Source organism: Caldalkalibacillus thermarum (genome assembly GCF_014644735.1).
In the GTDB taxonomy this organism is placed as follows: Bacteria; Bacillota; Bacilli; order Caldalkalibacillales; family Caldalkalibacillaceae; genus Caldalkalibacillus; species Caldalkalibacillus thermarum.
In genome coordinates, this window is the sequence record NZ_BMKZ01000007.1 from 77656 (window position 1) to 86390 (window position 8735).

Sequence of the window (8735 nt, forward strand, 5' to 3'; positions counted from 1 at the left end):
GAGCAAGTGGCTTAAGTTTCGATTTCGCTAGGATTTTTCTTTACTTTAATTTTCAAAAGTTGTTGCTATGGCCGCCTAAGCGGAGTATAATGTTCATATCATAAGCACAAATGTTTATACAGAGCGGATTATAAACCGAACTAGAACTGTGTTGGATGGGATAGCCGAATGATATGCCTAGAGGAGAAAATCAAGTGGATAGGAGAGGAGCTAGATGAAGCTGATTGTGCAAAAGTTTGGGGGCACCTCTGTCGGTTCAGTAGAGAGAATCCGTCACGTGGCGAAAATCATTGAGCGTGAGGCAAGGCAAGGCTTTCAACTTGTGGTTGTTGTGTCGGCAATGGGACACACAACCGATAAACTGCTCTCTCTTGCCGGACGCATATCAGTACAACCCTCGCCGAGGGAAATGGATATGCTGCTCACCACGGGGGAACAGGTGACATGTGCCTTGTTATGCATGGCTTTGCATCAATTGGGGATTGAGGCTGTTTCCTTGACGGGATGGCAAGCCGGTATTATCACCGACCATCATCATGGGGATGCGAAGATTATCAAGATGAATAAAGCTCCGATTCTCCGTCATCTCGAGCAAGGAAAAGTTGTGGTTGTGGCAGGTTTTCAGGGACAAACGGAGGATGGGGAAATCACCACGCTTGGCCGGGGAGGGTCAGATATTACCGGCGTGGCCTTGGCCGCTGTCCTCTCTGCCGAAAGATGTGACATCTATACAGATGTTAAAGGAGTGTACACAGCGGATCCGCGTGTCGTGCCTCTAGCCCGGCAGATGAAAGAAATTGACTATAACGAGATGATCGTTTTGGCCCAATTAGGCGCCCAAGTGGTTCATGAGAGAGCGGTGCAATGGGCCAAGAAATACCATGTACCGGTTTGTGTTAAATCAAGTTTTGACCCTGTTGACCAACAGAGCGAAGGGACATGGATCAGGCAGATTCGTCATCAAGAGGGTCACAACAGGCCGGTTGTGCATGGGTTGACACATAAAATCTTGTCTGATCACCAGGCCAAATTATCTCTTGTCGGAGACGGCATCGGTCATGATTCAAACGTTCGCATGCAAGTGATGAAGACACTTAAACACCACCAAATCGAAGTGGAAGAAGATGAGCGGGGCATTTTCTTCCAATCCTATATTTTGGCTGCAGAACAAGTTGAGCATGCCCTTCAATGTCTGCATCAAGCTTTTCATTTAGATGAAATATTACAAGTAAACAATGATCTAATGATCAAAAATTAAGTATCATGTCCTACAGATTTTCGTATGGCTTCATTTGTTATCCTCCTGCCCTAAGCAGGGGGATTTTATTTTTAATTAAGGTCAAAGCAAAAATTATGCAAAAATTTATATATTAAATATAGTGGAGGAAATGCTTAGTGCATTAAAGGAAGCCGGAATCCAAGCAGCGAAACCGCGAGCCACATTTTTCATTTGGGCCCAGGTGCCGGAGGGTTTCACGTCAGCAGAGTTTGCAACAAGATTGCTGGAAGAAGCGGGCATTGTTGTCATGCCTGGGCATGCCTTTGGGCCGCGTGGAGAAGGATTTTTCCGCCTCTCGCTCTCTGTGCCTACTGAACGGTTGCGTGAGGCAGCCCGGCGCATCAGACAATTAGGAAAGGAGCATACAGGCAAGTGAAGTCAAAGACCCAACACATGCTGAATGCAGAAACAATGACAACGGCCAGGTCCATTGTCAGAATGATCAAAAATGAAGGGATTGACCAAGTGTTTTGTGTTCCGGGAGAAAGTTATTTGCCCGTGCTGGATGCCATCTATGACGAGGAAGATATAGAGCTGATCTCGGCCCGCCATGAGGGAGGCGCCTCATTTATGGCTGAAGGATGGGCCAAAGCGTCAGGCAGGCCGGGGGTAGTGCTGGCCACCCGTGGAGTGGGCGGTTCCAACCTGGCCATTGGCGTCCATACAGCCTTCCAGGATTCCACCCCGCTTGTTGTTTTTCTCGGCCAGGTCGACAGCCGGTTCAGGGGCAGGGAAGGATTTCAGGAAGTGGATTTAGAGCAGTTTTTCCGGCCTATTGCCAAATGGACAGTGGAAATTACCGATCCTCAGCGTGTGCCGGAGTTGGTGGGCCGGGCCTTTCGTGTCGCCCAATCAGGCCGGCCTGGACCGGTGGTGGTTTCACTCCCGGAAAATATCTTGAAGGCAGAAATCCAACTGCCAATTGTTCAGAGGACCGCCCGCCCCCGCCCGGCTCCTTCCGCTAGAGAGGTTGAACAAGTGGGGCGCATGTTGGCGGACGCCAGAAAACCGCTGATCATTGCCGGTGGAGGCGTGATTCGAGCCGATGCTGAAGATGCTTTAATACGTTTTGCCGAAAAACAGCGTATTCCTGTGATGGCTGCTTTCCGGCGTCATGATGTGTTTCCCAACGATCACGAACTGTATGCGGGGCATTTGGGGCTGGGGACACCGGCAGTGATCTTGCAAGGGGTCAAAGAAGCCGATTTGATCATTGCCGTTGGCACCAAGCTATCGGAGGTGACCACCCAGGACTATTCCCTCATCTCACCTGAACAGCAGCTGATTCATGTAGACATTTCGGCAGAGACGCTGGGCAAAGTATATCCCCCCGATCTGGGAATAGTCGCCGATGCTGGGGAAGCCTTGCATGCCTTTCTGGAACTGGAGGTGACTAGCGATTACCGTGATTGGGCACGCCGGCTCAGGGCTGGTTTTGAGCAAGTGTCGGCTCTCCCGTCATCTCCACCACAGGGAACGTTGACCAATGAAGGTGTGATTGAACTGCTGCAAACTTATCTCCCGTCTGATGCGATTCTGACTAATGATGCCGGCAACTTTGCCGGATGGCTGCACCGGTTTTATCAATTTAAAAGGAAAAAAACATACATCGGACCAACATCCGGCGCAATGGGCTACGGTTTGCCGGCAGCGATTGGCGCAAAACTCGCTCACCCCAACCGGACGGTGGTGTCTTTATCAGGGGATGGCGGGTTTATGATGACAGCACAGGAACTGGAAACCGCGGTGCGTTATCACATTCCGGTCATCAGCTTAGTCTTTAACAATGGCATGTATGGCACCATCCGCATGCATCAAGAATTACACTATCCCAAGCGAGTGATCGGGACTTCGTTGAACATGATCCATTTTGCAGAACTGGCAAAGGCCCTTGGTGCAAAAGGTTTTACAGTGACGACGCCTGAGGAATTTGAACAGAGTTTGCAAGAAGGTTTGGCTTCTAATCAGCCGTCCGTGATTGATATTCGCACTGATCCCGATCAAATTGCCGTTAACTTGACCATTGCTGATATACGTCAGAAAGCGGCACTATGATGGTACCGTGGGGAAAATATTAAACCTGAATTACAAAGGAGGAGAAAGGAAATGTGCACAACATCTGCAACTGTGCGCTATCTGAATCATATTAATGGAGAATGGGTTACCGCTGCCCGAGAAGAATACAAGGATAATATTAATCCGGCAACGGGTGAGATCTTGGGACACGTCATTCAATCGGCGCCAGAAGATGTGGACCGGGCTGTCCAAGCGGCAAAAGCAGCGCAGAAAAGCTGGCGTTTGGTTCCTGCTCCGGAGAGAGGGGAATATTTGTACCGTATTGGTCAGCTTTTGAAAGAGAGAAAAGAACAGTTGACCCGGACGCTGACCCAGGAGATGGGGAAGGTATTGGTTGAAGCCCGGGGGGAAGTACAGGAAGCGATTGATATGGCCTTTTTCATGGCTGGAGAAGGACGCCGGTTAGCCGGGCAAACGGTACCCGCTGAACTTCCTGACAAACATGCCATGAGCGTGCGGGCACCGGTAGGAGTTGTAGGTATCATTACTCCGTGGAACTTTCCGATTGCCATTGCCACGTGGAAGATGTTCCCGGCTATTGTAAGCGGTAACACAGTGGTGTGGAAACCGGCCAGTGACACACCAGCCATGGCCTGCGAGATGATGAAAATTATAGAGGAGGCCGGTCTGCCTAAGGGCGTGGTTAATCTGGTTTATGGTTCAGGTGGAACGGTGGGGAATGCCTTGGTTGAACACCCTGACGTGAACGTCATCTCGTTTACAGGTTCTTCAGAGGTGGGGCGTACCATTGCTGCCAAGGGCGGGCAGCTTTTAAAAAAGGTGTCCCTCGAAATGGGAGGAAAAAATGCCATCATCATCATGGATGATGCCGATCTGCAGCTGGCTTTGGATGGCGTTCTGTGGAGTGCTTTTGGTACCACCGGGCAGCGCTGCACAGCGTGCAGCCGGTTAATTGTCCACCGCTCCGTGCAGCAGGAAGTGGAAAGGGAACTTGTGCGCCGTGCGCAAGCCCTCACCCTGGGGAACGGTTTAGACGAACATGTGGATGTGGGCCCGGTCATTAATCGGTCCGCACTAGAGCAAATTGACAAGTATGTTCAAATCGGTCAAGAGGAAGGAGCGACATTGCTCTCTGGCGGACAGATTGCCAAAGGTGAGCTATTAAGCAAGGGATATTTTTATCAGCCGACGATTTTTACCAATGTATCCCCCACCATGCGCATCGCCCAGGAAGAGATTTTTGGTCCTGTGTTATCCATCATCCCTGTTGACAGCTTTGAAGAAGCCATCGAAGTGAACAATGCCGTGGCTTATGGACTGTCAAGCGCAATCTACACCAATCATGTGAACCGGGTATTTAGAGCTATGCGGGATCTGGATACAGGCCTTGTTTATATCAATGCTGGAACCATAGGTGCTGAAATTCATCTGCCGTTTGGGGGCACCAAGCATACTGGCAATGGCCATCGGGATTCCGGCCTGGCGGCATTAGATGTCTTCACTGAATGGAAGAGTATTTATGTTGATTACAGCGGAAAACTGCAGCGGGCTCAGATTGATAATCATCCCAAAGATAAATAGGGAGTGATAGATTAATGAAATATGCAGTATTAGGCGCTGGTTTAATGGGAAAAGAAGTGGCCAGAGATCTTGTCCAAAGCCCAAATGTGGACCAAGTGGTGCTGGCTGATGTAGATCTAGAGAAGGCCAAATGCGTGTGCCAGCAGTTAGACAGTCCAAAACTGTCCCCCGCCTTTCTTGATGCCACAGATTTCCAAAGTTTAACCAGCTTCCTGGCCGAATTTGATGTGGCTGTGAATGCTCTCTTTTACACCTTTAATGAGCGGGTTGCCAGAGCAGGAATCAAAGCCGGGGTTCATGTCTGTGATTTAGGAGGACATATTGGCCATGAAACCGATAAAGTGCTTCAGTTGGCGGAAGAAGCCCAAGCTGCTGGAGTTACCCTTATTCCTGATCTGGGAGTGGCCCCTGGGATGACCAATATCCTGGCTGGTTATGGCGCCAGCAAACTGGATCAGGTGGACTCCATGTATCTCAGAGTCGGAGGGATTCCTTTAAATCCCGAACCCCCTCTTGAATACAACCAGGTTTTCTCCATTGAAGGGGTATTTGATCACTATACGGATCCATCTCTTGTGATCCGCGATGGCAAGACGTATGAAGTGCCGTCTCTTTCTGAAGTTGAAACCATTTACTTCGAAAAGTTCGGCCCTTTGGAGGCGTTTCACACAGCGGGTGGAACGTCGACCTTGTCGCGATCTTTTCCTAATCTAAAAAATCTCGATTATAAAACGATCCGTTACCCTGGACATGCGGAGAAAGCCCGTTTATTGGTTGACTTAAACCTGACACGCCGTGACTATGAAGTTACGATCGGCGGCCAACGCGTCAGGCCCAGGGATGTTTTACGGGAGGTATTAAAACCGATAGTAGACCTGAAAGATAAAGATGACGTTGTCTTATTGCGGGTCACAATACAGGGCCTAAAAGAAGGGATCGAGACAACCTATGAATATGAAATGGTCACTTACAAAGACCGGACAAAGAATGTGACGGCCATGGCCCGGACCACTGCCTACACCATTTCCGCAGTGGCCCAGATGTTCGGGAATGGGGTCATCACCAAGCGGGGGGCCTATCCGCCAGAGCAGATTGTGCCAGGAGATCACTACATTGAAGAGATGAAGAAGAGAGAGATTGTGATCAAGGAAACAGTCATAAATGAAACGGTACGCAGAGAGGAGAGAACCACTGGAACAGCTGTTTCGAAATAACTTGCTTAGGTTAAGTTCTTGCTATATGTTCTAGCGCTTGGCCGTGTCGTAACGCATTTTGACCTGGGTCAAGCGCTGGACAATCGCTTATGGAACGAAATTTTAGATAAAAATAAAATATTTATAAAATAAACACTTGAACACATACTTACTTTAAATATTTAAATGTTATGTGGGGGGATAATTATGGAAACCAAAATTACTGGTTTCAAAATTACCTTATTAATCACCACTTGTTTCATCATTGTTCTTGGGGGCGTCATTTTTATAAAAGCTCCAACGACTATTGTATTAATCACGGCTGGCATGTTAGCTATTGCTCTAGCTCTTTTATGGGGCATTTCCTGGGATGAGCTATTTCATGATATTCTCAATAGCTTGCAAGCAATGATGCCTGCCATTTTAATTTTGATTGCAGTTGGAATGTTGGTAGGGGTTTGGATATTGTCAGGGATAATTCCAATCATTGTCTATTATGGGCTTCTAATTTTAAATCCGACTATATTTTTAGTTGCTGTTGCAATTGTTTGTGCCTTTATGTCCACTGTAACGGGAACTTCCTGGGGATGCATAAGTACGTTGGGGGTTGCCTTGATAGGTGTCTCCATTGGTTTGGACGTTCCAGTTGAGTTAACAGCAGGAGCTATTGTCACGGGAGCTATTTTTGGTGATAAATTATCCCCTCTCTCAGATACCACTGTAATGGCTTCTGCCGTATCGGATGTCAATATAGTTGATCATATTAAGTACTTGCTCTATACGACGCTTCCAGCTTTTTTGCTCTCCCTTGTACTTTACTCGGTGCTTGGAATAGGAAACCAAGGGCAAACTGTACAGGGTGAAGGAAATGTAGGAGTAATTTTACATACTTTGGAAACAAATTTCGATTTAAATCCTCTCCTATTCCTCATTCCCTTTATCGTACTCTATTTTATCTACAAACAAAAGCCTGTTTTACTCGTGTTTGGAATTGGCATTTTATTTGGGGCTGTTGCCGCTGTTATTTTTCAAGGGCAAGGAATATTAGCCATCGCTCACTCACTTCAAAACGGATTTACTAACACCACTGGTGTACAAGTTGTCGACGAGATGCTTATGCGTGGCGGTCTATCTAATATGTTAGGAACGGTAGCTCTGTTAATTGCAGCAGCCATTTTTGGCTCTCCCTTTCGGACTATGGGAGTGATTGACTTTGCATTGGAGAAAATCAGGGCAATTGCGACTCAGGGGCGAACAATCATGCTATATGGTTTTTCTTTACATGGATTCATGTTCATGCTTACCGGTAGTTATTACGTTACATTTGCGGTATTAGGACCTATGCTCAAATCTTTATATGACCGGTACGGTTTACATCGAAAGAATCTTTCGAGAACACTTGAAGACACGGGAACCAATTTAGCGCCAATTATTCCATGGAGTGTGACCGGGGCGTTTATTGCCGGTACGTTGGGAGTACCGACAGTAGACTATATTCTGTATGCCCCCCTCACTTATCTTGGTCTCGTTTTTGCACTCTTTTACATCATAACGGGATATAAAATTGCCAGGACGAATCATCTGCAAGTTGTAAACCAGCAAAAGGACACAACAGTATAATCTGCGTGTGCATTTTTAAGACGGAGGACAGTTCTCCTAGAAAAGAGTATGTGTAAGATAATCCAACATTGTATTTATGGAGGGATCATATGACTAATATTACCCTTTTGCTCATTATTGCTCTTTATTGTGCCTTGATTTTGGGGATTGATCCTTATTTTGGCCGTAATGAACTCAATCAGACAGACTTCTTGCTGGGTAGGAATAAAATTCCTGGAAGCCCTTCACCCTTTGATGTAAGCATTAAATCGGCATAATGAAAAACATCTTTTGTGCGCCACAACAGCTGATTTGCGTTTAATATGTGTTTTTAATCCACCGGTAACCAGCAGAGAAGTGCATGATGAAAATGGGGTTTATCCTTTGATTGAAGAGGAATAATACTTTAGGTCACCTCATTATATTTTTCGAAAATATATTTTTTAAAATATTTTACAAAGTTTTCGGTCGCTACTTTGAGTAGAAGGTTTCAGCAACTCACTGAGAAAGAAATTATTGAACTCTATTGATAGTGTTTCGTGTAGAATATACATCATACTGGCTTCACCTCACTGAAGATTTAGTTTGATCACTAATATCTTCTACAAGGTTGGGGTGAAGTTCTTTTTTATGTTGCGTACCTAGCCAGCCGTTAACAGCTAGTCGGTGAAAGTCCGACCCAGGTAATAGCCAAGTGCCATGATGGGCGAAAATTAGGAACGTGTGAAGAACTTGGGACGGCAGCACGGAAGAACCTCCCGGAGTAGGGGGAGCGGCATACCGACAAAGTCATTAACCAAACTAGCGTACTTGAAGAAAATTGTAACCATTTATTACATAACCTTATAGCCAACGCACTGGGACTAATGATATTTCTAATTAGGGTTTGCTGAAAAACACAAAAATGTTGATATTGAAGGGAAAAGACCTATTTTTGGCGAAATTAAGTGCAAGGGTTTTTCAAAAAACACCACAAAAACCTTGCACTTGGAGGTATTACTGTGTATCGCCATAACCAGGATCAGCTGATCATGCCGCATGAATTC

The 8735-nt window shown here is 46.6% G+C and carries 7 protein-coding genes and 1 pseudogene; all 8 read left to right on the top strand.

The features are described from left to right. Window positions 1-214 precede the first annotated feature (214 nt). Window positions 215-1258, top strand: coding sequence for an aspartate kinase (locus IEW48_RS04455; protein WP_188622746.1), 1044 nt, complete (start codon window positions 215-217; stop codon window positions 1256-1258). A 130-nt stretch (window positions 1259-1388) separates the two neighbouring features. Next, window positions 1389-1655 carry an aminotransferase class I/II-fold pyridoxal phosphate-dependent enzyme gene (locus IEW48_RS04460; protein WP_229703943.1) on the top strand — a complete coding sequence of 89 codons (267 nt, stop codon included), beginning with the start codon at window positions 1389-1391 and terminating at the stop codon, window positions 1653-1655. Between the two features lie 17 nt (window positions 1656-1672). Next, complete coding sequence (locus IEW48_RS04465; RefSeq protein ID WP_188622758.1) at window positions 1673-3334, top strand: thiamine pyrophosphate-binding protein; 1662 nt, start codon at window positions 1673-1675, stop codon at window positions 3332-3334. A gap of 51 nt (window positions 3335-3385) precedes the next feature. Further along, window positions 3386-4897, top strand: a complete 1512-nt coding sequence (locus tag IEW48_RS04470) for an aldehyde dehydrogenase family protein (protein WP_371874815.1) — start codon at window positions 3386-3388, stop codon at window positions 4895-4897. A gap of 14 nt (window positions 4898-4911) precedes the next feature. Next, entirely contained in the window at window positions 4912-6111 is a 1200-nt protein-coding gene (locus tag IEW48_RS04475) for a saccharopine dehydrogenase family protein (RefSeq protein WP_188622747.1), read from the top strand. Between the two features lie 186 nt (window positions 6112-6297). Next, window positions 6298-7710: a Na+/H+ antiporter NhaC gene (nhaC, locus tag IEW48_RS04480; protein ID WP_188622748.1), complete on the top strand. Its 1413-nt coding sequence runs from the start codon at window positions 6298-6300 to the stop codon at window positions 7708-7710. An 89-nt stretch (window positions 7711-7799) separates the two neighbouring features. Beyond that, complete coding sequence (locus IEW48_RS04485) at window positions 7800-7967, top strand: hypothetical protein (RefSeq protein ID WP_188622749.1); 168 nt, start codon at window positions 7800-7802, stop codon at window positions 7965-7967. Further along, a pseudogene (locus IEW48_RS04490) lies at window positions 7951-8091 on the top strand (ectoine synthase); the annotation flags it as partial. The gene IEW48_RS04485 and the pseudogene IEW48_RS04490, both read left to right, overlap by 17 nt. Window positions 8092-8735 lie beyond the last annotated feature (644 nt).